This is a genomic window from Variovorax sp. FW305-3-2-15-B-LB1 (genome assembly GCF_058787635.1).
Map to the genome: position 1 here is coordinate 61,642 of NZ_JBYSZY010000002.1, position 25,179 is coordinate 86,820.

At 61.2% G+C, this 25,179-nt stretch carries 21 protein-coding genes; 18 read left to right on the forward strand and 3 right to left on the reverse strand.

Features of this window, described 5'->3' with window-relative positions; genetic code table 11:
- Positions 1 to 8: 8 nt before the first annotated feature.
- From AC3WQR_RS01810 to AC3WQR_RS01885, 16 genes are all read left to right on the forward strand, one after another.
- Positions 9 to 725, forward strand: a complete 717-nt coding sequence (locus AC3WQR_RS01810; protein ID WP_013539238.1) for a sugar phosphate nucleotidyltransferase — start codon at positions 9 to 11, stop codon at positions 723 to 725.
- A 3-nt stretch (positions 726 to 728) separates the two neighbouring features.
- Positions 729 to 1,655 (forward strand): NAD-dependent epimerase/dehydratase family protein, encoded by a 927-nt coding sequence (locus AC3WQR_RS01815; protein ID WP_492740980.1) that lies wholly within the window; start codon positions 729 to 731, stop codon positions 1,653 to 1,655.
- 72 nt (positions 1,656 to 1,727) lie between these two features.
- A complete protein-coding gene (locus tag AC3WQR_RS01820) occupies positions 1,728 to 5,132 on the forward strand; it encodes a glycosyltransferase (RefSeq protein ID WP_492740981.1) in 3,405 nt (1,134 codons plus the stop codon).
- Between the two features lie 191 nt (positions 5,133 to 5,323).
- The gene (gene rfbC / locus AC3WQR_RS01825) at positions 5,324 to 5,878 is read left to right on the forward strand and encodes a dTDP-4-dehydrorhamnose 3,5-epimerase (RefSeq protein ID WP_492733745.1); all 555 of its coding nucleotides are present in this window, start codon (positions 5,324 to 5,326) and stop codon (positions 5,876 to 5,878) included.
- Entirely contained in the window at positions 5,875 to 6,873 is a 999-nt protein-coding gene (gene galE, locus AC3WQR_RS01830) for a UDP-glucose 4-epimerase GalE (protein ID WP_492740982.1), read from the forward strand. Before rfbC ends, galE begins: the two co-directional genes overlap by 4 nt.
- A 221-nt stretch (positions 6,874 to 7,094) precedes the next feature.
- Positions 7,095 to 9,329, forward strand: a complete 2,235-nt coding sequence (locus tag AC3WQR_RS01835) for a glycosyltransferase family 2 protein (protein ID WP_492740983.1) — start codon at positions 7,095 to 7,097, stop codon at positions 9,327 to 9,329.
- Between the two features lie 122 nt (positions 9,330 to 9,451).
- Entirely contained in the window at positions 9,452 to 10,993 is a 1,542-nt protein-coding gene (locus tag AC3WQR_RS01840) for a glucosyltransferase domain-containing protein (RefSeq protein WP_492740984.1), read from the forward strand.
- Positions 10,994 to 11,073: 80 nt separating this feature from the next.
- Positions 11,074 to 12,045, forward strand: coding sequence for a glycosyltransferase (locus AC3WQR_RS01845; protein ID WP_492733749.1), 972 nt, complete (start codon positions 11,074 to 11,076; stop codon positions 12,043 to 12,045).
- The gene (locus AC3WQR_RS01850) at positions 12,045 to 12,992 is read left to right on the forward strand and encodes an NAD-dependent epimerase/dehydratase family protein (protein WP_492741070.1); all 948 of its coding nucleotides are present in this window, start codon (positions 12,045 to 12,047) and stop codon (positions 12,990 to 12,992) included. The genes AC3WQR_RS01845 and AC3WQR_RS01850 overlap by 1 nt, the downstream gene beginning before the upstream one ends.
- 34 nt (positions 12,993 to 13,026) lie before the next feature.
- Positions 13,027 to 13,425, forward strand: coding sequence for a GtrA family protein (locus tag AC3WQR_RS01855; RefSeq protein WP_492740985.1), 399 nt, complete (start codon positions 13,027 to 13,029; stop codon positions 13,423 to 13,425).
- Positions 13,426 to 13,585: 160 nt separating this feature from the next.
- Positions 13,586 to 14,203 (forward strand): NeuD/PglB/VioB family sugar acetyltransferase, encoded by a 618-nt coding sequence (locus AC3WQR_RS01860; RefSeq protein WP_492740986.1) that lies wholly within the window; start codon positions 13,586 to 13,588, stop codon positions 14,201 to 14,203.
- A 66-nt stretch (positions 14,204 to 14,269) separates the two neighbouring features.
- Positions 14,270 to 15,370, forward strand: a complete 1,101-nt coding sequence (locus tag AC3WQR_RS01865; protein ID WP_492740987.1) for a DegT/DnrJ/EryC1/StrS family aminotransferase — start codon at positions 14,270 to 14,272, stop codon at positions 15,368 to 15,370.
- The gene (locus tag AC3WQR_RS01870) at positions 15,367 to 16,533 is read left to right on the forward strand and encodes a glycosyltransferase family 2 protein (protein WP_492740988.1); all 1,167 of its coding nucleotides are present in this window, start codon (positions 15,367 to 15,369) and stop codon (positions 16,531 to 16,533) included. Before AC3WQR_RS01865 ends, AC3WQR_RS01870 begins: the two co-directional genes overlap by 4 nt.
- Positions 16,530 to 17,603, forward strand: coding sequence for a glycosyltransferase (locus AC3WQR_RS01875; RefSeq protein WP_492740989.1), 1,074 nt, complete (start codon positions 16,530 to 16,532; stop codon positions 17,601 to 17,603). Before AC3WQR_RS01870 ends, AC3WQR_RS01875 begins: the two co-directional genes overlap by 4 nt.
- 69 nt (positions 17,604 to 17,672) lie before the next feature.
- Positions 17,673 to 18,827 (forward strand): acyltransferase family protein, encoded by a 1,155-nt coding sequence (locus tag AC3WQR_RS01880; protein WP_492740990.1) that lies wholly within the window; start codon positions 17,673 to 17,675, stop codon positions 18,825 to 18,827.
- Positions 18,828 to 18,841: 14 nt separating this feature from the next.
- Positions 18,842 to 19,909, forward strand: coding sequence for an acyltransferase family protein (locus AC3WQR_RS01885; RefSeq protein ID WP_492733762.1), 1,068 nt, complete (start codon positions 18,842 to 18,844; stop codon positions 19,907 to 19,909).
- Between the two features lie 91 nt (positions 19,910 to 20,000).
- On the opposite strand, the gene AC3WQR_RS01890 is transcribed toward AC3WQR_RS01885, so the two are convergent.
- The 3 genes from AC3WQR_RS01890 to AC3WQR_RS01900 form a co-directional block, all read right to left on the reverse strand.
- Positions 20,001 to 21,125, reverse strand: coding sequence for a class I SAM-dependent methyltransferase (locus AC3WQR_RS01890; RefSeq protein WP_492740991.1), 1,125 nt, complete (start codon positions 21,123 to 21,125; stop codon positions 20,001 to 20,003).
- Positions 21,126 to 21,229: 104 nt separating this feature from the next.
- Positions 21,230 to 21,931: an ABC transporter ATP-binding protein gene (locus tag AC3WQR_RS01895; RefSeq protein WP_492733766.1), complete on the reverse strand. Its 702-nt coding sequence runs from the start codon at positions 21,929 to 21,931 to the stop codon at positions 21,230 to 21,232.
- 3 nt (positions 21,932 to 21,934) lie between these two features.
- Positions 21,935 to 22,738 carry an ABC transporter permease gene (locus AC3WQR_RS01900; protein ID WP_492686368.1) on the reverse strand — a complete coding sequence of 268 codons (804 nt, stop codon included), beginning with the start codon at positions 22,736 to 22,738 and terminating at the stop codon, positions 21,935 to 21,937.
- 318 nt (positions 22,739 to 23,056) lie between these two features.
- On the opposite strand from AC3WQR_RS01900, the gene AC3WQR_RS01905 reads away from it, so the two are divergent.
- Positions 23,057 to 24,061: a glycosyltransferase family 2 protein gene (locus tag AC3WQR_RS01905; protein WP_492740992.1), complete on the forward strand. Its 1,005-nt coding sequence runs from the start codon at positions 23,057 to 23,059 to the stop codon at positions 24,059 to 24,061.
- Positions 24,062 to 24,071: 10 nt separating this feature from the next.
- Complete coding sequence (locus AC3WQR_RS01910; protein ID WP_159273766.1) at positions 24,072 to 25,136, forward strand: glycosyltransferase family 2 protein; 1,065 nt, start codon at positions 24,072 to 24,074, stop codon at positions 25,134 to 25,136.
- Positions 25,137 to 25,179 lie beyond the last annotated feature (43 nt).

The window sequence follows — 25,179 nt, forward strand, 5'->3', positions numbered from 1 at the left end:
CAAGCATCATGAAAGCAGTCGTCATGGCCGGCGGCAAGGGCACTCGCCTTCAGCCGTTCACCGCCTCGTTTCCCAAGCCCCTCATGCCCCTGGGGGACATGCCGGTGCTGGAACTCCTGCTGCGGCAGCTGCGTCGCGCCGGCGTCGACGAAGTCATCCTTGCGGTCAACCATTTGCATCACCTGATCCGCGCGTTTTGCGGCGATGGTTCGCGATTCGGGCTGAAGATCGACTACAGCCTCGAGGACAGCCCTCTGGGGACGGCCGGTCCGCTTGGCGCACTGATCGACAAGGTCGGAGAGAACTTCATCGTCACCAACGGCGACCTGCTCACCACGTTCGACATCGGCCAGCTGATTCGCACGCATGCCGAGCGGCAATCGGATGCCACGATCTGCGTCTACGAACGAGAGGTCAAGATCGATTTCGGGCTCATCCAGGTCGATGCGGAGATGAATCTTCAGGGTTACCTCGAGAAACCCATGAGCAAGCACCTGGTCAGCATGGGCCTCTACATGCTCAACCGCGACGCGGTGAAGCCGCATGTCAGCGAGGGTGTTCACTTGGACATGCCGGACCTGTTGCTCAAGCTGAGCGCGGCCGGCAAGAAGGTGCGCTGCCACCAACAACCCGAGAGCTTCTGGCTCGACATCGGCCGACCGGAAGACTACTCGACAGCGCAGAAGATGTTCGACGAGAGTCGAGAGCTTTTCCTGCCCGAGTAGCCTATGCGCGTGCTTGTCACCGGTGCCAGCGGATTCGTCGGGCGGGCGGTGCTTGAAGAACTGCAGGCGCGCGGCCTTGAAGCCTTCGCCGTCAGCAGAACCGAACGGGCCGCTGTCGCAGGCGAGGCAAGGCGCGTGCTTGCCGATCCTGCCGATGCGGCCGAGGTCCGCGATCTGCTCTTGTCTGTAGAGCCGCAGTTCGTCATGCATCTGGCGGGGGTTTCCTCCGCCCCCTCTTACAGCGAGCTCTACGAGGCCAACGTCGTCTTCGCTGCCAACCTGCTGGATGGCGCGCTCGCCATGCCGAGCAAGCCGCGCGTGCTCCTGGCGGGCAGCGCAGCCGAATACGGGGCGGTGCCCGCCGCCCAGCAGCCCGTGCGCGAGGATGCGGCCTGCCGTCCCAACACGGCCTATGGCGCGAGCAAGTTGGCGCAGACGAGCCACGCCTTCGTCGCGGCTTCGCGCGGGTTGCCTGTGGTGGTGGCCCGGCTGTTCAATCCGATCGGGCCTGGCATGCCGAAGTCTCTGGCCCTGGGAAGCTTTGCGCACCAGATCGCTTGCATGGGCACGCGTGGCGGTGTGCTGTCCACCGGCGATCTCGATGTCGTGCGGGACTTCATGGATGTGCGGATCGCTGCGAAGCTTCTTGCCGACCTGTCCCTGGCGAGCGACGCCTCTGCGCAGGTGGTGAACATCTGCAGCGGCGACGGACAGCGCCTGCTGGACCTCACGCAGCGGCTGATCGCTGTCTCCGGCGTGCCGGTCGAGTTGAAGCACGATGAGTCGCGGCGCGGTAACAGCGATGTCAGGGCTTTTGTCGGCGACCCGTCCAGGCTGAAGGCGCTGGGGCTTCGCGTTGAGCCCTCCGACATGGACTCGGTTCTCGAAGAGACCCTGCGCAGCGCGCGCGAAGAGATCTCCGCAACTTAAATCAAGGGCGTGCAAGGGACGTGTCCGGCGCCACGCCGGACCGCCTTTCGTTTTCTACTGGCAAGCAAAAAAATGATCTGCAACGCGTGTTCCGGTACCAGCTTCAAGCCGTTCGCCTCCCGGGCGGATGGCATGGAAATCAAGCGATGCACTCATTGCGGCCTGGGTGTGATCGCCAACCTGCCTGAGAGCACGCAGGCGTACTACGACGACAACTACTACGTGAACGGCGCGAGCAGCGGCTATGCGGACTATGAGTTCATGGCCGAGCACGGACTGGGTTGGGCTGCCGCGCTGGTCCGTTTGCTGGCCGACCACGGGAAGATTCTCGACATAGGCTGCGCGAACGGCTACTTGTTGGACAAGTTCACAAGCGCTTTCGACAAGTTCGGCATCGAAGTCAACGCCAAGGCCGCCGGGCAGGCGCAGGACAAGGGCATCCGGCTCCTTGGCAACGACCTGCTGGCGCCGCAGCTGGTGCAGGATCATCGCGCCGAATTCGACGTGGTGACCGCGATCGCGGTCTTCGAGCACCTGCTCGATCTTCGCGGCGGATTCCACGCAGCCATCGAACTGCTGAAAGACGACGGGTTCCTGCTGTTCGAGGTTCCCGTCATGTCGGCCGAGTCCAGCAACGCGGCGTGGCTGAACAGTTCGCTGGAGCACATCTACTATCCGAGCGAGGGGGCGATCCGCCACATCGTCGAAACGGCGCTCGGGGCTCATCTGACCGGCGCGGAAGTTTCCATCAAGGACTACGCCTCGACCTATGTCGGCATCGTCACGAAGAGCGAACGCCAGGCTGCGCGCGCCAAGGAAGTCTTTGAGCGCTTGATGAACGCCGACTTCGATGGCGCGACGACCGAGGAAACCAAGGCCCTGACGCACCTGCACCTTCTGCATGCGGGCCAGTCGACCGAAGCCTCGGTGCGATCGCTCGTGCAACTGGACGGCAGCGAATTCACGCCGCCGCTGGTTGCGCGCATTGGGCAGCTCTGGTCGTTCGACCTGAAGAGATTGCAATCCGGCGACCGGCACCCGGTGAGTTCCGGGGGCGCGAGCCGAGAGGTCCAGCGCCTGAAGGCCGAAGTCGAAGTGATCCTCTCGGATGCTCGTCTCAATGCGGCGCAGGCCACCGAGGCCATCAACTTCGAGATCAGGCGGGCCGCGGAGCGCGAGGGCGAGGCTGCGGCGCTTCGCAGGAAACTCTCCGAGGAGGTCGCGAAGACCGCTGCCATGGAACACCGGGCGCTGGAGGCCGCGGGTCGGGTGGAGGCCATGCAACAAACCATCGCATGGCGAGCCACGACGCCCTTGCGTCGCTGGGCGACGAGCAATCCCCGCGCTGCACGACGGGCGAAACAAGTCGCAAAGCTGGCGTGGTGGACGCTTCGGGGTCGCATCTTCGATCACCTTCGGGAATTCAGGCGCCGGCGCGCGTTGGCCGGAAGCGGCGCCAGGAACCTGGAGGCCGCGAAGCGCACCGCGGCGGCGGTCCGTCTCCTCGCACCGGCAGGCGTCGTGCCGGATGCCGTGCAACCGCCGAGCGGGCAGGACTGGCCATCGGATCGGCCGCTCGTCAGCATCGTAGTTCCTTGCTTCAACTACGGCCACCTCGTGGGCGAGGCGATCCGCTCGGTCGAGGCGCAGACCTTCACCGACATCGAGATCATCGTGGTGGAGGGAGGCTCGAGCTCCCCCGACTCCCGCCAGCGCCTGATCGATGCCGTCTCCAAGGCGTCGCCCAAGCTGCGGCTGCTGCTGCAGGACCAGCCGTACCGTGCCGGCGCCAACCGAAACTTCGGCATCAGTCACGCCAGGGGCAAGTACATCTGCTGCCTGGATGCCGATGACCGCATCGCGCCGACTTACATCGAGAAGGCGGTCTTCATGCTGGAGCATTCCGGTTACGGGGTGGTCTCGCCGGGGCTGCAGTTCTTTGGCGACAGATCGGATGTCTGGACGCCGCACGAACGCCCGACCCTGGACATGCTGCTCGACGGCAACAATGCGCTCACTTGCGCCGTGTACAGCAAGGAACTCTGGCGCAAGGCCGGCGGCTACCGGGACACGGACCCGACCACGGGGCATGTCCATGAGGACTGGCTGTTCTGGGTGCGCCTTGCGGCGCTCGGCGCGCGCTTCATTGGCATTCGCGAGCCGCTTTTCCACTATCGCAGCCACGGCAACACGCTGAGCAATAGAAGCGACGTGCTCGACAACGAAATCCAGAAGCTGCTGGTCCATCGCTTCAACGAAGACGTGTTGACGGAAGACGCACTTCAGTCTGCGAGAGCGGCAGGCGCTTCTCCACCGGCTCGTCCGCCGCAGTCTTTTGCGACCCGGCGCGATTTCCATGTTCAGGCGGCCACCGGCCCCACCTTGTTGATCGCGCTGCCATTCCTGGTGCTGGGCGGCGCCGAGCGCTTGTTGAGCGCCATCGTGGCGCAATTGGTGCGAAACGGGTGGCGCGTGGTGATCGTGACGACCGTGCCCGTGGGGCAAGCCCACGGCGATACCACCTCCTGGTTCGAATCGGCAACGCCGGAAATATTCCATCTGCCGCGGTTTCTCGAACCTGAATACTGGCGCGACTTTTTCGATCACCTGCTGCAATCCAGGGATGTCCAGATCCTCTGGGTGATCGGCAGTGCTTTTGCATATGACTGCCTGCCCGCATGGAAGCTCAGGTATCCGCGTCTTGCCGTGGCCGACCTGCTTTTCAATACGGTGGGCCATACGGCCAACAACCGGCGGTATGCCGACTGCATCGACCTGACCTTCATTGAAAATGCCGAAGTGCGGGAATGGTTGATTGCCGCGGGCGAATCCCCGCAGCGCATCAGCCTGGTGGAAAGCGGTGTCGATCTGGAAAAAAACGCGCCGGCGGATCCGGGGCAGCCCTCCCCGATGGCCGGCGATATTCCTGGAAACGCAACAGTCGTCGGATTCTTTGGCCGTTGGTCCGAGGAAAAAGATCCTCTGGGCTTCGTCGAAATAGCAAAGCGCATTTCCAGCGAATCGAATGTGGTGTTCCTGATGACTGGCACCGGCTCTCTCGAGCCGGAGCTCAGATCGGCCATTGCAGCGGCCAATTTCCCGCCTGGGAGATTCTTGTTGAAAGGCTCCGTCGCGGATCTCAGGCCTTACCTCCAGGCGTGCGACATCCTGTGCCTGCCGTCGCGGCTTGACGGACGACCGAACATCATCATGGAAGCATTGGCCAGCGGGACGGCGGTGATCGCGTCCAGGGTCGGGGCACTGCCGGACATGATCGAGGAAGGGCAGCAAGGCTATCTGTGCGCGCCCGGTGCGTACGACGAATTCGCTCGCAGGATTGAAGAGCTTGCTTCGGACAAGCAGAAGCTCGAAGACTTTCAATTGGCCGCCAGAGCCTTTGCGGAGCGCCGCTTCGACATTCAGGCAATGCTGCGGCAATATGAGAGCGAACTGCGGCGCTTGATTGGGCAGGGGTGAAGCAGCCCAGCCAACGCCGTACAACACCTGCGGGAGAGGTCTCCAAAGGCCGTACCGTTGTTTTCACGATCTCCTGGCATGGATACCTGGGCAAGGGGAGTAACGCCGGGGCAATCCAGTCAGGATTTTGGATAACAATGCCCTGATCGTGGCGCCGGGTTTGACGGCGAGCGTTTCCCTAACGATGAAGTATGAAGATATCTCCCACCAGCATTCCGGACGTCGTTGTCCTGGAGCCCAAAGTCTTCGGTGATGCCCGAGGCTTCTTCCTCGAGAGCTACAACGAGGAGGTGTTCCGGCGATCGACCGGCTCGGAGCTGACGTTCAAGCAGGACAACCATTCCCGCTCGTCGAAGGGCGTGTTGCGGGGGCTGCATTACCAGGTCGAGCAGGCACAGGGCAAGCTGGTCCGCGTGGCCCGCGGTGCCGTGTTTGACGTCGCGGTCGATATCCGTCCCACGTCTGCGACTTTCGGGCGATGGGTCGGGGTCGAACTGAGCGAGGACAACAACCGCCAACTCTGGATTCCTCCCGGCCTGGCGCACGGCTTCCTGGTGTTGAGTGAAAGTGCCGACTTTCTCTACAAGACCACCGAGTACTATGCGCCCGCCCACGAGCGGAGCATTGCGTGGAACGACCCGGCGATCGGCATCGAATGGCCGCTGTTCGGTGCTTCCCCGATCCTGTCGGCGAAGGACGCCGCCGCGCCGTCGCTCGCCGACAGCCTTGCCGGAGTCGGGCGTTGATTCTGGTCACTGGCGGGGCCGGCTACATCGGGTCCCACACATGCATAGAGCTGGCACGTGCCGGGCATGAATTCGTGGTGTTCGACAATTTCTCCAACAGCGCCCCAGCCGTCCTGGCGCGCATGGAGCAAATCATCGGGCGGCCCGTGGTCTGGCAGAAGGGCGACATCCGCGACCCGGCGGCATTGGACAAGGTCTTTGCAGGCCATCCGGTGTCCGCGGTCCTGCATTTCGCCGGGCTGAAGGCGGTGACCGAATCGATCAGCCAGCCGATCGACTACTTCGACAACAACGTGCACGGTTCCATTGCGCTCATGGGGGCGATGGCGCGTGCGGGATGCAAGACCCTGGTCTTCTCGTCATCTGCAACCGTCTATGGGCCCGAGCAGCCGATGCCGGTTGCCGAGGACGCACCCTGTGCGGTGAGCAATCCCTACGGGCGCACCAAGCTGGTCGTGGAAGAGTTGCTGAGTGAGCTGGGTCGCTCCGATTCGCAATGGCGCATTGCGACGCTCCGGTACTTCAACCCGACGGGGGCACACCCCAGTGCGCTGATCGGCGAGAGCCCTTTGGGGACGCCCAGCAACTTGATGCCGCTGGTCTGTCAGGTGGCCGCGGGGATCCGTCCGTCGTTGCAGATCTTCGGCGACGATTACCCGAGCCATGATGGAACCGGCGTGCGCGATTTCGTCCATGTCATGGATCTTGCAGAGGGGCATGTGGCTGCGCTCGATTTCCTCACGAAGAATCAGGCTCGCATCGTGGTCAATCTCGGAACAGGACATGGAACCTCGGTGCTGGAAGTCATCCGGACGTTCGAGCGGGTCAGTGGCCAGTGTGTCCCTTATGAGATCGTGCCGCGGCGGGATGCGGACATCGGCATCAGCTTTGCCGATGTGAGTCTTGCGCGCGAGCTGCTGGGCTGGGTTGCCAAGCGCGATGTCGATGAGATGTGCCGCGATGCATGGCGGTGGCAGGCTGCGAACCGCGGCTGAAGAGAACAGGCGATCGCTTGCGGGCGAATCAGCCGATGTAAGACGATGAAAAAGATCCCGAAGCGGGATGGGGGAGACGCAGTGTCTGATTCAATATTGTCGGCTGGCGCGACGGTGTGCGCCAATCCGGGGTCTCCCGGCGGCGTGCGAGTTGGCCACGGTATTGCCGGCGGAACGCCGCTGTCGCACTCCGGCGTTGCCGGCGCTTTCAGGGAAGCTGAATGAGCCGTCTCGTGTTCGTTTCCACGGAGCTGACTCCGTACACGCCCGGGGCCAGCGGCCGGGTGATGCGCAACATGCTGCGTGCGCTCGACGAAGCAGACCGCAAGCGCACGACCCTGGTGATGGTCGATGCCGCCGTCGATGCCACGGCGTTCAAGGCCGCGTTCCCTCAGGTGGAGCTGGTCGAGGTCGACACACGAGCGACCCAGGGCCGCTTCACCGATTCGCGCCATCATCCACCCGCCTCGGCGTACTCGAACACGCTGTGGCATTGGCGCTCGGCATGCGTCTTCAGGGCCCTGGCCGAATTGAGCAAGAGCGGCCCCATCGACTACCTGGAGTTTCCGGATCTCGGGGGGCTGGCATTCTGTACCTTGCAGGAATGCCGGCTCCAGGGCTTTCTGCCCGATGCCACCGTGGCCGTTCGTCTTCACGGATCGCACACCGCGCTCCTGCACGCTGAAGCGAGACCGCTCGCGATCGCAGATCTCAACTTGAGCGACCTTGAGCGCAAATGCCTGCGCGATTGCGACTACGTCGTGGCGCCCAGTCTCGCCGTGAGCGAGGCCGTGCGCGACATCTTCGATTTCCCGATGCAGGAATGGGAGCCGCGGGTGCTCTGCCACGTGCCGTTCGATCGCACGTCGCTCGCCACCGATACGGTGCCTGCGTCAACGGATCAAGCCGTGGTCTTCGCCTCCGAATTCCAGCGGTCGGGGCGCCCGGATCTCTTCGTGCGCGGCGTCGTCGGCCTGATGCGCAATTGCCCGCAGTACACCGGCGCGATGACGCTGGATGCGCGCAGCACCGACGAGGCCTATCGTGCGCAGATCGAACGGCTGGTTCCGCCGACGCTTGTCGAGCGTGCCGTTTTTCTGGCGCAGGCGGAGCAGCACGTGTTCGACGCGCTGGCCGCAAATGCGACGGTCGTGTTCCCCGGTGCCTTCGAGGCTGCAGCCACGGCGGCACTGGACGTGTCGCTGCAGGGAGGGCGCGTGATCCTGAACAAGGCGAATCCCGCGTTCGGCGAAGGCACGCCTTGGCTTGACGGGATCAACTGCCTGAAGTTCGACGGAACGCCCACCGGGCTGGTCGAGGTGCTGGGGCGCAACTTCGCCCGCAATGAAAAGCTGGTGCCGGTGCGTCATCCGGAGAGTCCGTGGCCGTGGCTCACCGCGGCGAAGCGAAAGCGGGCGTGGCGGGCATTGGGTGAACAACCTCCCCTGGTCTCGGTCGTGGTGCCTCACTACAACCTCGGGGGCTATTTGCCCGCGACGCTCGAGAACCTGATCGGGCAGAACTACGGGAACATCGAAATCCTCGTGGTGGACGACGCGTCGACGGACGCACAGAGCGTGCTCGGAATCGACGAACTCGCGCGCAGCGCGGACCCGCGCGTCAAGGTGATCCGGCTGGCCGCGAATGTCGGTCTGGCGGGAGCGCGCAATGTCGGCGTTCGTCATGCGACCGGACCGTACGTGCTGACACTCGACGCCGACGACCTGATCCATCCGCGCTTTCTCGAGGTCGGCGTGGCCGCGCTGGAGAACAACGCGGAGTTCGATATCGTCGTGACGCCGGCGGGCTACTTCATCGATGGGGACGTGCCGCCCGTGGTGGGAGCAGCCGTCAACCCCTGCCGTGACTACGCCATGTTTTCCGGCGAGGCTGTTGTCGCCGGATTGCTCGAGAACAGGTTCTCCACCGCCACTGCGCTTTTCAGGCGATCGGCGATGGAGCGGTTTCCCTACCTGGAGAGCTTGAGCTGCTACGAAGACTGGTCGCTCTTCATGAGGATGTGCGATGCGGGCCTGCGGTCCATCGTGACCACCGACGTCTTCTTCTTCTACAGGAAGCGGCGCAATTCCATGGTGCACACGCCGCGCGATCTTGCCCGCAGGCGCATCGAATACAGCGACCTGCTGCGAACAAGTGCCTCCGCATCGCTCAGGCAGAAATCCAGGCAGCTCGTGGTGGGCCTTGGCTCAGCGGTCGCCGGCAATCAGTCGGAGGCTGTCGACGACTCCGTGGTCGCGCCTCCCAGGATGGAGCCCACGGCGGAAGAACTCATCGGCGGGCTCTTTGGATCGGGGGGGCAATACGACGAACAGATCGTTTTCGCGAGCCTCAAGGCTTCGCGCTGGCTCGAGCGCAACGCGCCTTGGATCATTCGGGGTGGCGTGTTGGCTGCCCGCTGGACCTGGCAGGCTTATCGCTTCGTTCGCCGCAAATGAGCATTCGACTCATGGATTTTGGCAACGGATACAGCGCATTGAATCGGTTGGATCAGAATTTTCAGCTCCCGGAATTGAAGTAAATTGAAAATAGGTCTGTGCTTTCTTGAGTCACCTGTCTAATGAAAACAGAAAAAAACAAAATTGACGGCTTGCTCGAATCAGGGCACTTGAAGCTGCTCCTCATATTCTTCGGAATTGCCTTGATCGCAAGAGGTGGCGTCCTTGATCGAGGCTTTGCTGTGGACGATTACTCATTCGGGCAAGGATTTTCAACGAGTGAGTTTGACGTCTTTCTTGCGCAAGGTCGTTTTTTCCTGGCGGCAATCGACGGAGCCATACATGCCTTGGGTGTAAATATAGCCGACATCTATATTTCCTTGGGCCTTCTTTCGTTGTTGCTGCAAGCTGGATTGGTTCTGGCGGTATTGAGATTTGTGGGAGCAGTCGATAGCCCTGGCGCCCTCGTTGCGGGCTCGCTGATGGTGGCGCATCCGTATCTTGCCGAAATACTTACCTTTCGCATGGTGCTTCCAGGCTATTGCGTTGGAGCATTGCTTACGATCATTGCGCTCGAAGCATTGTCGCGAGACGCGGGGAGAAGAAATAGAAACCTTCTGATTTCTTTTGCTGCAACGGTAGCAATGCTTTTTGTGTATCAGGGCTTTTTGAATTATTTTTCAATCGCGCTGATTTTTTCGATCCTGTTTGGTGAGGTCTTTAGAAGCAGATCGACATCGGATAGCCGACCTGCCGTCGACTATCGCAGGCGAGCCCTGAGTCTGTTGCTTGTGTGCTTGGCTTCCGTCGTGCTTTTCATGGCAATAGTGACCATATCCAAGCGATTTGGCCTTATCAGCTTGACGAGCCGTGCAGAATTTATCAAATTGCACGAAGTGCCCGAGAGAATCTCTCAGATTCTTGAGCTGATTGCCAAGATATATTGGCTCGGGGAGCCCATGGGAGGCCATTGGGTGAAAGTCATCATCGCCGTGATGCTTGTCATCGCTGGCCTTGCAGTGTGCGTTGAAGTTTTTCGAGACCCAGGAGAAGGCAAATCTCGAGTCAAAAAGACGATTTTCGTGCTTGCGGCACCGTTGCTTGCGTTGGCGACAGTGGGCGTCATCCTTCCTTTCAAGGATTGGTGGCCGGTACCCAGGGTGTTGTCGCAGACGTCGCTGATCATCGGATTGATCCTCTTGCTCGCGTATCCGATATTGCGCCAGAGGCTGGAAAAAATGCCTGCAGCCGTCTTTATGGTGCTTCCGGCTATTTTGATTGTGTCTTTTGTTTTCAAGAGCAATCAAGTTTTCGCCGATCAGCAGCGTTTGAATGCGTGGGACCGGATGAAGGTCAATCGAATTGTTGCGCGCCTTGAACAGAAGGCTGATTTTCAAAAAGTTGAATACATTTTTTTTGGCGGTGGCAGAGGCGGATATCCAGCAGGGTTGAACACCATCCAAGGTGATATGAACGTGTCTGCGCTCTATCCGATTTATTCCAAATTGCCATTGCTGTTGGAGACTTCCGGATATCGATTCAAGCCAGCGGTTGGCGAGCAGGCGATTCAAGGAGAAAATCTCTGCAAAACCTCGGCAGCGTGGCCAAGCGAAGAGTCAGTTTCCGTGATTGGAAACTTGGCTGTGATTTGTTTGGATAAATGAATTTCTTTGATTTTTCCGTTGTCTTTGCGGAAAAATGAAGCGGAATGGTTTTTCGATAATTGAGCATGTGATGTACTGCAATGAATGACTCTCAGCGAATATCCGTCGTGATTCCGGTTTATGCGGGAGAGCAGACGCTTGCCGCCCTTGTCGCGGAGATCGAGAAATTCACCTCGCCTCAAAAAACGGCCGACGGGACCGAGTTTTTTGTGTGCGAGATATTGCTCGTTCACGATTGCGGGCCGGATCGTTCGGATGTCGTGATTGGCGCGCTCGCGGAGAAGTATTCTTTTGTTCATCCGGTATGGTTGTCTCGCAATTACGGACAACACGCCGCAACGATGGCAGGCATGGCGAGTGCAACGGGTGACTGGGTGGTCACCATGGATGAAGACGGGCAACAGGATCCAGCAAGTATCCAGACCCTGATCGATCAGGCGCTTAGGGAGGGTTTGCAGCTTGTTTATGCCCAGCCCACAAATCCGGCGCCGCACGGGTTCGTTAGAAATTTTTTCAGCAAGACCGCCAAGATAATCAGCATGCGGCTTTTGGGCAACGCCTCCATTGGCCGCTTCAACAGCTTCAGATTGATCGATGGTGAAATAGCGCGCACCTTGTCGGCGTATTGCGGAAACGGTGTGTACCTTGATGTCGGGCTTTTCTGGATCACCGGCCGCATCGGGCATTGCCCGCTTCAGCTCAGAGAAGAGTTTGGCCGACCGTCGGGCTATTCTTTTCTTTCGCTTGTGAAGCATTTCTGGAGCCTGGTTCTGACGACCGGAACCCGGCCGCTCCGCCTGATCACGGTTGTTGGTGCCTTTTCAATATTGTTTGCTGTCGGCTTCGCGATGTATGCCTTGTATGAAAAATACACAGGACAGGTTCCCGTGGAGGGCTGGGCGTCGCTGGCGGTTGTGGTGGCTTTTTTCTCCGGGGTGATACTGACGGCGCTCGGAGTCATTGCGGAATATTTGGCAGTGACGATGGGGATCGCAATGGGCAAGCCGCTTTACGTGGTCAGCTCCAAACCGACCCGATCGAACCGTTCATGATGCTGGCTTGGGTGCTGGGGGCGCGAGGCCTGCTGGGGTCGGCCTTGTGTCGAGCGCTCTCGTTGCGAGGCGTAAGACCATTTGAGCCCTCGGAGCGATTCCAGTGGGCCGATGAAGCGAGGCTGCGCTCGCAGATCGAAAGGGCGGTTCGTGAGTTTTCCGCTCAGGCGAGTCGGGCGAACCACTGGGAAATCTATTGGGCTGCGGGTGTGGGAACCATGGCAAGTTCCGAAGAATCGCTTGGGCCAGAGACCCGTGCCCTGGCTTGGCTGCTTGAATTGATCCAGGCAGACGCGCGGCTCCTATCGATACCCGGCAAGCTCGTTTTCTCAAGCTCTGCGGGCGCGATCTACGCGGCTTGCTCGGACGAAGTGATCACCGAGCGGTCCCTGCCTGCGCCTAACAGTGCGTACGGCCGGGAGAAATTAAGCCAAGAAGATTTGCTGCGATCGTTTTGCGTTGCGAATCCGGGAATGACGGTACTCCTTGCCCGCATATCCACACTTTATGGTGCGGGTCAGGCGACGGGAAAGCCGCAGGGGCTATTGACCCATGTTGCGCGCAGCATTGTTAGAAATAAGCCGGTCAAGATTTACGTTCCCATCGACACTATTCGCGACTATATTTCGGTTGACGATGCGGCAATGGAAATCACTGCAGTGCTCGATGAATTGAATTTCAATCCCGGTGCGCTCGTGAAGATAATTGCCTCGGAGCGTCCAGTGACAATCGCCGAGATAATCTCCATATTCAAAAGGGTTGCAAAAAAGTCTCCAAAAATCACGACCGGCGTCAACGGGTCATCCATGCTGTTTTCTCGGCGTGTTCAATTTCGTTCCGTTCTTCCAAACGGGGCGCGCATGCGAAAAATTCGCAGCCTCACGGTGGGGATTTCTCAATTGTTGAGTGCTGAGCGATGCGCTCATGCAAATCCTCGCCGCCAATGAAGTCGGGGTTGATATTGTGAAGCTGTTTTGAGAAATGAAGGGAGGCAATATTTTCTCTTCTCAATTCATTCGATTTCTCGTCGTAGGCGTCATAAACACGCTGAGCGGACTATCGATAATTTTTGCATCGAAGTATTTTTTCGGCGCGAGGGATGTCGTTGCGAATCTCATCGGCTATGGCGTTGGATTGTGCATAAGCTTCACTCTCAACAGCCGCTGGACGTTTGCGTACGAAGGACGGCAATTGACTGCGGTAGCGAAATTCATCCTTGCGACTGCGGTCGCGTATGGCGCAAATCTCCTGACAGTCATTGTTGCAATAGAGCATCTCGGAGTGAATAGCTATCTCGGGCAGGCAATGGGCATGCCCGTCTATACGATCACAGCCTATCTGGCGAGCAGGTACATCGTGTTTCGCCCGGCCGGCTCGTGAAACAGTCTGGTCATTGCGGGGATGCAGGTCCACTGGAATTGTTTTTCATAGGTGTGCTGCCGGTGGCTGCGGATGCCACAGGTATGAAATGTCAACCGTATACTCGCCCGACTTGCTTCGGCGCGGGACACCTTTCTTCTGACTTACCACACCGTTGCACATGACTCTTCTTATCTATGGAGCGGGCGGACTGGGACGCGAAGTGCTGTCTGCCTTGCAGACATCCGGGGAGCATGTGTCCGGCTTCGTGGTCGATCCGGGCTTCCCGGTCACGGATATCCGGGGTCTGCCAGTGCGAGCCGAGCGTCTGGAGGCTTTGCCGGACCCTGTCGCGCGCTTCGTCTTGGCGGTCGGGGACGGCAGGGCGCGTCAACGCGCCGCACTGTCTCTGGGGGCCAGCACTGCGTTCGTCACGGTGCGGCATCCGGCAGCGGTGATCGGCTCCTGCGTTTCGGTCGGCAAAGGAACCATGATCATCGGCCCTTGCAACATCACGACGGATGTCTCGATCGGGGCCCACGGCCTGATCAATCCCGGCTGCACGATCGCTCATGACTGTGTGCTTGGGGATTTCGTCAATCTCGGGCCTTCGTGCGCCCTTGCCGGGCGCGTCACGATTCAAGAGGGCGCCAATCTGGGCGTGGGCGTCTGCGTCGCGCCAGGTGTCGTGATCGGTGCCTGGTCGACGGTGGGTGCCGGTGCCGTGGTGATCCGGGACGTCGAGCCTGGGTCGACCGTCGTTGGTGTTCCGGCACGCCCCATTCGCCGCGGGGGGTGACGCCGCCCCTGCTGTCCTGTTTTCGGCCCAAGCCTTTATCGCCCCACTGCTCAGATGTCTCAAGTCATGCCCATTCAAGAACGCGACGCTTCCCCGGCGACGATCAAGGTTTTGCGACCGAAACTGCCAACGTCGGCTGAACTCCTTCCTTACCTCGAGCGCATCGACAGCGCCCGCACGTACAGCAACTACGGGCCGCTCAACGGAGAATTCGCGCGCCGTCTCGGCGATCTGGTCGGAGGCAGTCACACGACGCTGACCTCCAATGGAACCACCGCGATCGAGCTTGCATTGAGGTTGCGTTGCGAGCAGGGCGGTCACTGCCTGATGCCGGCGTTCACCTTCATCGCCAGCGCGCACGCGGTGTGCAATGCCGGGCTGACGCCGTACCTGCTTGAGGCAGATCCGGACACCCTGGCGCTCACGCCCGAAATCGCGACCGCCGCGCTGAAGTCCGTGCCCGGCCCGGTCGCAGCCGTGTTGGTCGTCAGTGCCTTCGGTGCGCCGCCGGACTTTGCCGCGTGGGCCGACTTCGAGGCGCGGCACGGGATTCCCGTCGTGTTCGATGCGGCGGCGGCATTGACTTCGCTCTCCGGTATCGGCCAGCAACCCGTTTGCGTGAGCCTGCATGCCACCAAGACGCTGGGCATCGGCGAAGGCGGCGCCATCTTCTGTGCCGACCAGGCGTTGATGGAACGCGCAACCGCCATGACGGGCTTCGGATTCGCCGGCCAGGAGCGCCTGTCTTCGCTGCGCGCGGGCAACTATCGCATTTCCGAATACGCGGCAGCGGTGGGCTTGGCGGCGCTGGACGGGCTGCCAGCGCGCCTCCAGGAAATGCGCGACCTGACGGCCGCGTATGCGAGTCGACTGGAAGGAAAAGCGGTGCAGCTGCAGCGTGGGGTCGGAACCGATTGGGTCACCATGACGTTGAACGTGATGGTTCCGGCTGCGGATCTCGCCGCGACCCTGGCTCGGCTCGACGACGCCAAGGTCGAGTGGCGTCGCTGGTGGGGCCTGGGTTGCCACCGGCATCCGGCGTTCAAGGATGTGCCGAGGTCCGACCTGTCGGCAACCGACGCCCTCGCACCCCGTGTCATCGGCTTGCCTTTCCACGCTGACCTGTCGGCGGGTGACCTGGACCGCGTCACCGGTTGCCTCCAATGAGCAAGAGCCCGCTTCTCTCGTACATCGTTCTTTCGTACAACTACGAGCGCTACATAGGCAAGACGTTGCGCAGCATCCTGGACCAGACGGTGCAGGACTTCGAGATCGTGGTCGTGGACGATGGATCCGTCGACAACTCGGTGGCCATCGTTTCCTCCTTCGAAGACCCGCGCATCAGGCTGTTCGTCAATGAGAAGAACCTGGGCGGTGCGGCCAGCTACAACCGGGCGGTTCAAGAAGCGCGTGGCGAGTGGTTGGTCAACCTGGATGCGGACGATTGGGTCGATCCACGAAAGGCCGAAATCCAGTTGGAGGCGGCTGCCCGGAATCCACAACTCGATGTCATTGGTACCTATGTCGCGATCTATGACGAGAATGACAATCGGCACCCATCGGCCGACGCGATGGAGGCGGGATACAACCAGCCGCGCGACCTGAATCTGGTCGACACCTGGATCGGTGCCAACCACCTGTGCCGGTCCTCCACCATGGTGCGCGCTTCCGCGCACCAGCGAATCGGGCTGGATGACCCGCTGATGGTCCGCGCGCCGGACTACGAACTGTGGACTCGCGCGCTGCAGCACGGATGCAAGTTCGCCATCATTCCGCAGCCCCTGACTTCCATTCGCGCGCACTCGCGTGGCGTGACACACGGTGATCCGGTCGGCACGCTGCTCGAGGTCAGCTACGCGATGCAACGCAATCTGGTGCCTCTTGCCGAAGCGCGTTCGCTGCTTCCTTCCATCACGCGAATGGTTGCATGGACATGCCGCCATCCATCACTGAGCCAGTTGCCACCGTTGCAGGCCCACAGGCTGATCGGCGTGATGATGCAGTCGACAGCAGCCTCTGATTTCCAGCATTTCCGTGCCATGCTGGGAAACTACAGCGACCATCCCGAGCTCGCCGAAATCGGTCGGCGCTCCTTCGCATTCGTGGGACCGGGTGCCGATGCCTATCAGGATGTCGACAAACTCCACAGTGATATCCGGGCCTATATCGAGGCGAGGGACTACTTCAAAGGGGAGTGCGAGAACTGGGAGCGCGCCTATCGTTCGCTCCAGGCCGAGCACCAGGCGCTCAATGACGCCCTGGCCTCACGCGGCTCCCCCTCCTTTCCCCGGCGTGCATGGTCGCGTCTTGTCCGTACCCTGACCAAATGAACTCGCCCCGTATCCTGGCACTGCTCCCTTTCCTGGTGAAGGGGGCTCTCTCGATTGCGATCTTCCGTGCGCTCAGAGCGCGCGGAGTCGATATCACGGTGGCCTATTGCGGCGATGCATCGGCAGACTACGAGCCTGATGCGCTGGAAGATTTCGCCTCGACCGGGCATCTTCTCAACCTGTCCGGCATGTCCTCGGTGACCCGGTTCGATCTGGTTCAAGAACTTCTTGTCGATCGCAAGATAGATCTCGTACTGCAGGTGGGCGCGACCCAGCTGTATCACCTCCTTCCCTATTGGAAAGAGCGGTTGCCTGCGCTGCGGATCGCCGACATCCTGTACAACGAAATCGGCCATACGTTGAACCACTTCCTCTATGAAGGATGCTTCGATGCCGTGATCGTCGAGAGTGATTTCATGGGCGATTTCATCAGGCGATCGTCCCGCAGGCCCGATCCTCCTGTTGTCGTCGTTCGCAGCGGCGTCGATGTGGACGATTTTTTCCCTGCTGCCACGCCGCCCAGCGGCGCTGGACTCAAGGTCGGATATGTCGGCCGGATGTCAGGTGAGAAGAATCCTGTTGGGTTCATCGAATTGGCGCGGCGGCTGGCGAGCCTGAACCCCGGACTCGATTTCGACATGTTCGGCACGGGCCCCGACGCGGCCATGGTCAAGGAGCGCGTTGCAACCAGTGGGATCACCGACAGGCTGAGGTATCACGGTTTTGTGGAGCACGCCAAAGAAGCATTGCACCAACTGGATGTGCTCATCCTGCCGTCGAAGTTCGATGGCAGACCCGTTCTGGTCATGGAGGCGAATGCGTGTGGCATTCCCGTGATTGCAGCGCCAGTGGGCGGAATCCCTGAATTGGTGGCCGACGGGGTCAACGGTTTTCTGATGCATCCGACCGAAACCGAGCGCATTCACGGGCTGCTGTCCAGGTTGCAGGAGCAGCCGCAGGCGCTCGACGCACTGAAGACGGCCGCGCGTGCCCATGCGCTGGCGCATTTCAGCCGCGAAAAGATGATCGAGGCGTATGCGACCGCCTTCGCGAAAGTGGCGCTCATTTGAAAGAGACTCACGACCGGTATCGCGAGCTTCGCTGTGACGCGCGCGGCGGCAAGCGCACGGGCCTAAACGATGCCGCAGCAACCCACCATTGAAAATCTCAAGGCGCTGACCAGCCTGCGATTTTTTGCCGCAATGATGATTGTGGTCTTGCACGGGTCCAACAGCCTTGCATGGCCATGGTTGCGCGGTGCGCCTTTGGCGCTTGCGCAGGGCGTCAGTTTCTTTTTCGTCCTGTCCGGGTTCATCCTGACGCATGTCTATGGCGATCGCCCGCCAGGGTCGATCTTGACGTTCATGCGCGCAAGGGTTGCGAGACTTTGGCCGGTACATGTCGTCGGCATCGTCTTGCTGGTTGTCAGCGTGGCGCCGGACTCGATCACATTCGACGGTCCCGGCATCTTCAGCAAGTGGGTGGTGCTCGGCGTTAATGCGATGCTCGTGCACTCGGTTTTCCCATTTCTGGCGTACACGTTCTCGTGGAACTCCGTGTCGTGGAGCATCTCGACAGAGATGTTCTTCTATCTGGCGTTTCCGTTCCTGCTGGTCAACATCGAGCGCACTTGGCACTGGAAGCTCTTGGGCGCCGCTGTGTTGGCGGTGGGTCTGATCGCAGCGCTTCGCATCGCGGAGGTGCCGATCGAAAGCGGTGACTTCAATCGGTTCACGGCGGCATATGCGACTTACCCGAACCCGTTGATGCGTGGGTTCGAGTTTGTGCTTGGCATGTCGACCAACGTGCTGTGGAGGCGGTATCTGAGCCATCAGTCCAGATCGCTGTGGTGGTGGACGGCCGTTGAAGTGATCGCGCTCGCTGTTTGCACATGGTGGATGCTGACAGGCTTCTACGCGGTGCAACAACAGTTCCCGAGCCCGTGGTTCAACCTGTTTTTTCAGCCGGCCGGATCGTGCTGGGCTTTTGCATTGGCGATCGGGTGTCTTGCCTCCGGTCGCGGCCTGGCCGGGCGATTGCTGTCCTTGCGCCCGTTCGTATTTCTTGGCGAGATCAGCTTCTCCATCTACATGCTGCATCTCATCCTGATCAAGGCATTCGTGACCACGTTCGCATGGCCGGGCGTTCCCGAGTTTGTCTACTTCAGTGTGCTCCTCGTGCTGGCGACGACGGTCTATCTGCTCGTCGAAAAGCCTGCCCAGCGGCTGCTGCGTGGCGGAAGCAAGGCCAAGACATTGCATCCGCCGATTGCAGAACGAGCTGCAGCCAAGTAGAGCGCCATCGAAGCATGAGAGAAACCTACCTTGACGGCCTGCGCGGCTGGGCGGCGCTCGTTGTCGTCTTGTGCCACGCGGGGGAGATCTTCTGGCCGACATGGCGTCCCGGCTTCTATCCTCTTCTCACCGACGGTTCATTCTCGGTGTTCATCTTTTTCGTTCTCTCCGGCTACGTGTTGAGCGTGGGATTCTTTCGGACCGGTGAGCGACGCGCAGTCGTCGACCTGGCGCTTCGACGCTATCCGCGGCTCACCGTGCCGATCTTCGCGGCGTCGTGTCTGGCCATGGTGTTGATGGCTCTCGGGTGGATGCGCAACATCCCGGCGAGCAAGGTGACAGGAAGCGAGGGCTGGCTGCCGATCGTCTACTCCTTCACCCCCACGGTGGCGGATGTGCTGCACTTTTCCTTCTGGAGGGTGTACGTCGATGGCTCGCCGGCAAGCTCCTACGATGCGCCGCTTTGGACCATGCCCGTCGAGATGCAAGGTTCGATCCTTGTCTTCGCTGCGCTGCTTGTCATGGGGCGGGGGCCCGTGCTGCGAGGCGTCATTCATGTGGCGCTGCTCGCGATCACCGGATGGCTTGCATCTCCGTTCGTGGCGATGGCCGCAGGCGCCGCGATTGCGAATTTCACGCAGCTCGACATGCATCGGAAGCTAAGCGGGTCGAAGGCCGCGCCCTTGGTGTCGTGGGCTTTGCTGATCGGCGCGATCGTCTTCGCCGCGGTGCGGCCAAGTGACTTCGGGCCCGTGTGGCTCACGCTCTGCAGTGCCGGGCTGCTCTATGGCGTGTTGCTCAACGGGGGATTTCAGCGGGCACTTTCGTTGCCGATATCCAGGTGGCTCGGCCAGGTCTCCTTCTCGATGTACCTGCTGCACGTTCCGGTGCTCTGCAGCTTCACATCGTGGGCCTATCTGGCGTTGGGTCGGGGAGACAAGCTTTCGAGCAGCGGGACCGTTGTGCTGCTGTGCGCAACAGTCGCCCTTTGTCTTGTCACTGCCGCCCTGTTCCACTCGGTGGAAAGATGGGGCATCGCTCTAGGACGCCGCTTTTCGTGGGCAGTCCTTCGCGCCGTCTAGTCGCGGAACGTCTTCGATTCGCGGCGCGTCGCGGTCATCCGCGTGTTGCTCCCTGATCCGGAGCGACCCCTGGAGCTTCTCGACACGTCGCTCAGGATGGATTCATCAGCGACTGCAGCTGCTTGTACATCGCAGCGTTGGTCGCTTTCAGGTTTTCGGTGTCGTGATGCAGGCGATCCCACTCATGTTGCCAATTCTTCGCCTGTTGCTCATGCCATTTCGCACTTTCCAATGCGCCTCCGGCATTGTCTGCAACGACCCGGTCCGCATGCCAGAGCTGGGTCAGGCGCTTCACCAGATTGAAACTGTAGGCATGCTTGACCAGCGTAGGCAGCGCCAGAATGCGGTCGGCAGTCACGTTGAATGAGTGGACGACGTTGTACGCAAGATTGATGCAGGTCTCCTCGTCGGAAAGACCGGCGGGCGAAGGCCGTGTCATTGCCTCGAGAAGCTGGCTCACGCGAGCGAAGACCGCAGGATCGCGAGCGGCGACGCCGATGTAGGTCGAGCTGTACCCGGCGATATCGGACTCGAATCCAGTGAATTGATGGTCCGGAAATTCCTTGAACAAGGCCTCCAGCCCCTTGACCGTGGGGTAGTAGACATGCTCGTACGAGGATTCGAGCCAATCCTTGTTGTCCCTTGTGTATGACATCAGCGGGACCTCGAAGATGAGGACACCTTCGGGTCGAAGGGATTTCAGGGAAACATCGAATGCGCCCCTGAAATCGTTCACGTGCTCGAAGGTTGCGATCGACGTGATGAAGTCGAAACTGCCATGCGTTTGATTGCTGACTGCGGGATCGAACACATCGGAGGCAATGACGGCCACGCCTCTTTGTTGGGACACGCTGGCTGCGGCCGCATTGACCTCGATCCCGAAGCGTTCGTAGTCGCCGTTCAGGCTTCGGAGCAAATGGCCGTTGGCACAGCCGATGTCAAGAATCCGGCCCGCGGGTGAGATCGCCTCCAGCATCAGTTTGACCCACAGCAGGCTGTGATCCGCCGTGAACTCGTAGTCGTGGTAGCCGACCTCGTCTGCGTTGCTCGCGCCGTAGTACGTGTCTTCATAGAAGACGCTCGTATCTTCGGGAACCACTTCGACGACCCCCATGTCGCAGTTCTCGCAGAACAGGACATTGCGCCCATCACCCCGTGTCAATGAGCGGCCCACACGGACAGACGCGCAAACGTTGCACTTGAAATGCATATTCATTCAATCCTTGGGGGCGCAAGATGGGGGGCAATCATCATATTCGTTGAATGCCCGGAGGGTCTACGGAGACCGATGTGAGTTACGGCGGTTGCAGCCGTGCTCCCTCAGCTTTCGACGATTCGGCCGTGCTCCAGGTGAATCACGCGATTGCATTCCTTGGCAATCAGCTCGGGCGAGTGCGAGGCCAGCACCAGGATGCCCGACTTGGACACCACGTCGCGCATCCGCTTCTCTGCCTTTTCGGTGAAGGCGGCGTCGCCCACCGACAGCCATTCGTCCATCAGCAGGATGTCGGCCTCGACGCTGGTCGAGATGGAAAACGCCAGCCGCATCATCATGCCGGTCGAGTAGGTGCGAACGGGCATGTTGACGTACTCGCCCAGGCCGCTGAATTCGCAGATGTCGGGCGTGAGCCGGTCGACCTCTTTCTTGCTCATACCCATCACGAGGCCGCGCAGCATGATGTTCTCGATGCCGGTGGCGTCCATCTCGATGCCCAGTGCGGGGTCGATCAGGCTGGCCACGGAGCCCTGGCGCGTGAATTCGCCCGACGAGGGCTCATAGACGCCCGCCAGCGTGCGCAGCAGCGTGGACTTGCCCGCACCGTTGTGGCCGATCAGGCCCAGCCGGTCGCCGCTCTTGAGTTCGAGGTTGAGGCCGCTGAGCGCCTGCACCACGGTGACGCCGGTTTCCTTGCCGAAGCGCCCGCCGGTGACGGAGGCCGCCAGCGTCTTCTTGAGTGACACCGAGCCGGCCCCATAGATGGGGAAGCTGACCGAAACGTTCTTGAGTGAAATGGATGCCATGGATCAGAGCCAGTAAACGACGCGGCGACGGTATTTGACGAACATCACGCTCGCGGCGGTCAGGCACAACACGGTCCACAGACCGATACCGATCCAGCTTTCGAGGTGGGCCACGCCGCCCATCAGCGGCGTGCGCAACAGGTCGAGCATCTGCGCAAAGGGGTTCCACAGCACGTACTTGGCGCGGCCCGGGAGGTTCTCGGGAAGCCAGAACACGGGGGTGAGGAACATCAGCATCTGCATGATGCTGGTGATGATCTGCGTCACGTCGCGGTAGCGGGTGCAGATGAGGCCCAGCAGCAGGCCGAGCGCATGGGCGTTGACGATGAGGATCAGGAAGGCCGGAATGACCAGGAGAACCGACCACGACAGCGAGACGCCGGCCCACAGGGCGACGGGGATGTACAGCACGATCTGGTGGGCGAACTGGATCAGGTTGCGTCCCAGGCCTCGCCACACGAAGAGGCTGATGGGAAAGTAGCCCTGCTTCAGGTAGTTGGAGGCGCCGACGAAGGCGTTGCAGGCATCGGTGACGATCGCGGAGAAGAAACCCCAGAAGATCACGCCGAGCGCCAGGTGCGGGAAGAACTTGTCCAGCTGGGTGCCGAAGAGCGAGGCATACAGCGGGCCCATGCCGCCGATCATGATGCCCATGCTCAGCGTGAGCCACAGCGGGCCCAGCATGGAGCGGCGATAGCGCAGCACCACGTCGAACCAGGCCAGCGTCCACCAGATGTCGGTGCGGCGGGTGCCTTCCCACCAGTCGGCCAGGGCGCTTCGATGGAGATTGGAATGAACTTGGCTCATGCGTGTGCGTCAGTGTCTTTGTCTGCCATGCGGATGCCGATGTGCAGGGTCAGGTTCCCACCGCCGCGTGAAACGGCGATGAGCAAAAGCGCTTCGTGGCCGAGGGGGTCAAGCGGGATTTCTTGGAGGGCTATGGCCGGATGGGCCGGGACGGTGCTCGTGCGAGCCCGCGCATTTTATTCAGAGTATCAACTGAGAGATAATTTTACCGGCTCCGGTTCCCCTGCAATTCGTAACCATGGAAGAGCCCACCGCTCCCCCGATCGGACGGGCTGCGGCTGCCATCGGCAGCATGCCCGACAGAAAAACGATCCACCCATGCGCAATCCCCGTCCTCTCGAAGTCTCCGTCGCCCTGTGCACCTACAACGGCGCCCGCTTCCTGCGCGAGCAGGTGCGCAGCATCTGCCTGCAGACCCGGCCGCCGATCGAGGTCGTGCTGTCCGACGATGCCTCGCGCGACGGCTCGGTCGATGTCGTGCGTGCCACGGTGGCCGAATGCGCAGCGGAGCGCCCCGGGCCGCCCATCGCCCTGCGGGTCTTCGAGAATCCCGTGGCCCTGCGGGTCGTCAAGAACTTCGAACAGGCCATCTCTGCCTGCACCGGCGACCTGATCGCGCTGAGCGACCAGGACGACGTGTGGGTGCCCGACCGGCTCGAGCGGATGGTGGCGCCCTTCGTGCAGGACGACAACCTCTGGCTGCTGCACACCGATGCGCGCCTCGTGGATTCCCAAGGCCGCGACCTGGGCAACACGCTGTTCCATGCGCTGGAGGTCACACCGTCGGAGCTCGAGCGGATCCACACGGGCCGGGCGTTCGATGTGTTCCTGCGCCGCAACCTCGTGACCGGTGCGACCACGGTTTTCCGTCGCTCGCTGCTTGCCGATGCCTTGCCGTTGCCGGTGGAGTGGGTGCACGACGAATGGCTGGCCATCATCGCGTCGACGACGTCGCGGGTCGACCTGCTGGAAGAGCCGCTCATCGACTACCGCCAGCACGAATCCAACCAGATCGGCGCCCGCCGCGACACCTACAAGGAGAAGGTACGCAAGGCGCTCGCCTCGCGGGGCAACACGCACGTCGAGCGCGCGATCAAGGCCGAGCTGTTGCTGGAGCGTCTACTCCAGCTCGGCGATCGCGTGCCCCCCGAGATCATCGACAAGGTGCGCAGCAAGATCGTGCACCAGCGCTTCCGCGCCGCCTTGCCCGCCTCGCGCCTGGCCCGGTGCGTGCCGATCCTGCGCGAGGCCATGACCGGTCGCTACGACAAGTTCGGCCGCGGGGTGCGCGGCGTGGTCCGCGATCTTTTCGAATCTGTCTGACACAACAACAATGAACCCAACCAACGTCCCCGCGAACCCTTCCCCGCCCGGCGAGCCGATGGCCTGGCCGAACGTCGTGGTCATCATTCCGTTCTACAACGGCGCCGATTTCATCGAGCGCTCGGTGAAGAGCGTGTTCGAGCAGTCGGTGCCCGCACACGAGGTGATCGTGGTCAACGACGGCTCGCGTCCGGAGGAGCGCGCCGCGCTCGACGGGCTGGCGGCCCGCTACCCGTTCCGCATCCTCGACAAGGAGAACGGCGGCCAGGGCTCGGCGCGCAATGCGGGCGTGGCGGCGTCGACCTCCGAATACATCTGCTTCCTGGACCAGGACGACTTCTACCTGCCGAACCACATCGAGACGCTGGTGTCGTCGATCCCGTGGGACGACCGCCTGTTCGGCTACATCTACGCCGACCTGTACGAGGCGGACGGCGACGGCAATGTGATCCGCACCGGCGTCATCAAGGACCACGCGCAGCACCCGAAGCGCAGCATCTTCGACCTGCTGCGCTACGACATGTTCGTGCTGCCCTCGGCCGCGCTGGTGAGCCGCAAGGCCTTCGACGCGGTGGGCGGCTTCGACTCGCAGTTCATGGGCTACGAGGACGACGACCTGTTCCTGCGCATCTTCCGCAAGGGCTACAGCAATCACTTCGTGGACAAGGCGGTGACGGTCTGGTGCATTCACACGGCCAGCACCTCGTTCGGTATCCGCATGGTGCGCAGCCGCTTCAAGTACTTCAAGAAGCTGCTGCAGATGTTCCCCGACGAGCACCAGCGCGGCCGCTACTACCTGCGCGAATACCTGATGCCGCGCTTCCAGCTGTTCTTCGTGAACGAGGCGATCGAGGCCATCAAGAAGGACGACCAGTACCGCGGCGAGATGACGGCGGTGCTCGATGACTACGCGGCCATCGTCTTCGCGAACCCGTATGTGGGCCGCAAGAAGAAGCTGCGGTTGTGGATCACGCTGTTCCTGCTGCGCCGGAGCACGCCGGGCATGGTGCGCTTCATCGGCGCGTTGACGAAGCTGCCGGGCATCCGCAGCCTGCGCAAGGTCTACAAGTCCTGATGCGCGCCGCGGCGGCCCCCCCGCCCCCCCCCCCGGGATAGCC

What these genes read in the sequence shown, in the direction of transcription:
- AC3WQR_RS01810 (WP_013539238.1), top strand. Translation starts at nt 9, where the DNA reads ATGAAAGCAGTCGTCATGGCCGGCGGCAAGGGCACTCGCCTTCAGCCG.
- AC3WQR_RS01815 (WP_492740980.1), top strand. Translation starts at nt 729, where the DNA reads ATGCGCGTGCTTGTCACCGGTGCCAGCGGATTCGTCGGGCGGGCGGTG.
- AC3WQR_RS01820 (WP_492740981.1), top strand. Translation starts at nt 1,728, where the DNA reads ATGATCTGCAACGCGTGTTCCGGTACCAGCTTCAAGCCGTTCGCCTCC.
- rfbC (WP_492733745.1), top strand. Translation starts at nt 5,324, where the DNA reads ATGAAGATATCTCCCACCAGCATTCCGGACGTCGTTGTCCTGGAGCCC.
- AC3WQR_RS01835 (WP_492740983.1), top strand. Translation starts at nt 7,095, where the DNA reads ATGAGCCGTCTCGTGTTCGTTTCCACGGAGCTGACTCCGTACACGCCC.
- AC3WQR_RS01840 (WP_492740984.1), top strand. Translation starts at nt 9,452, where the DNA reads ATGAAAACAGAAAAAAACAAAATTGACGGCTTGCTCGAATCAGGGCAC.
- AC3WQR_RS01845 (WP_492733749.1), top strand. Translation starts at nt 11,074, where the DNA reads ATGAATGACTCTCAGCGAATATCCGTCGTGATTCCGGTTTATGCGGGA.
- AC3WQR_RS01850 (WP_492741070.1), top strand. Translation starts at nt 12,045, where the DNA reads ATGCTGGCTTGGGTGCTGGGGGCGCGAGGCCTGCTGGGGTCGGCCTTG.
- AC3WQR_RS01855 (WP_492740985.1), top strand. Translation starts at nt 13,027, where the DNA reads ATGAAGGGAGGCAATATTTTCTCTTCTCAATTCATTCGATTTCTCGTC.
- AC3WQR_RS01860 (WP_492740986.1), top strand. Translation starts at nt 13,586, where the DNA reads ATGACTCTTCTTATCTATGGAGCGGGCGGACTGGGACGCGAAGTGCTG.
- AC3WQR_RS01865 (WP_492740987.1), top strand. Translation starts at nt 14,270, where the DNA reads ATGCCCATTCAAGAACGCGACGCTTCCCCGGCGACGATCAAGGTTTTG.
- AC3WQR_RS01870 (WP_492740988.1), top strand. Translation starts at nt 15,367, where the DNA reads ATGAGCAAGAGCCCGCTTCTCTCGTACATCGTTCTTTCGTACAACTAC.
- AC3WQR_RS01875 (WP_492740989.1), top strand. Translation starts at nt 16,530, where the DNA reads ATGAACTCGCCCCGTATCCTGGCACTGCTCCCTTTCCTGGTGAAGGGG.
- AC3WQR_RS01880 (WP_492740990.1), top strand. Translation starts at nt 17,673, where the DNA reads ATGCCGCAGCAACCCACCATTGAAAATCTCAAGGCGCTGACCAGCCTG.
- AC3WQR_RS01885 (WP_492733762.1), top strand. Translation starts at nt 18,842, where the DNA reads ATGAGAGAAACCTACCTTGACGGCCTGCGCGGCTGGGCGGCGCTCGTT.
- AC3WQR_RS01890 (WP_492740991.1), bottom strand. Translation starts at nt 21,125, where the DNA reads ATGAATATGCATTTCAAGTGCAACGTTTGCGCGTCTGTCCGTGTGGGC.
- AC3WQR_RS01895 (WP_492733766.1), bottom strand. Translation starts at nt 21,931, where the DNA reads ATGGCATCCATTTCACTCAAGAACGTTTCGGTCAGCTTCCCCATCTAT.
- AC3WQR_RS01900 (WP_492686368.1), bottom strand. Translation starts at nt 22,738, where the DNA reads ATGAGCCAAGTTCATTCCAATCTCCATCGAAGCGCCCTGGCCGACTGG.
- AC3WQR_RS01905 (WP_492740992.1), top strand. Translation starts at nt 23,057, where the DNA reads ATGCGCAATCCCCGTCCTCTCGAAGTCTCCGTCGCCCTGTGCACCTAC.
- AC3WQR_RS01910 (WP_159273766.1), top strand. Translation starts at nt 24,072, where the DNA reads ATGAACCCAACCAACGTCCCCGCGAACCCTTCCCCGCCCGGCGAGCCG.